This is a genomic window from Chryseobacterium mucoviscidosis (genome assembly GCF_002177115.1).
Taxonomy (GTDB): Bacteria; Bacteroidota; Bacteroidia; order Flavobacteriales; family Weeksellaceae; genus Chryseobacterium; species Chryseobacterium mucoviscidosis.
The window spans coordinates 1-234 of the sequence record NZ_MVAG01000215.1 but is presented as its reverse complement, the minus strand read 5'-3'; the positions used below and the strand labels follow the sequence as shown (position 1 = coordinate 234).

Sequence of the window (234 nt, the reverse complement as noted above, 5' to 3'; positions counted from 1 at the left end):
TGCGATCCGGACGGGACTCGAACCCGCGACCTCCGCCGTGACAGGGCGGGATTCTAACCAGCTGAACTACCGGATCAATTTTTTTTCAAAGAAATTGATAAAACTTCTGCGATCCGGACGGGACTCGAACCCGCGACCTCCGCCGTGACAGGGCGGGATTCTAACCAGCTGAACTACCGGATCATGTTTTTGTTTTTAAAGAACGTTGTTTCTTTTTTGTGATGGCAAAAGTAC

Annotated in this window: 2 tRNA genes; both read right to left on the bottom strand. The window is 50.0% G+C overall.

From position 1 onward, the window contains the following. Positions 1-2: 2 nt before the first annotated feature. Positions 3-76, bottom strand: a tRNA-Asp gene (locus tag B0E34_RS20650). Positions 77-109: 33 nt separating this feature from the next. After that, positions 110-183, bottom strand: a tRNA-Asp gene (locus tag B0E34_RS20645). Positions 184-234: the final 51 nt, after the last annotated feature.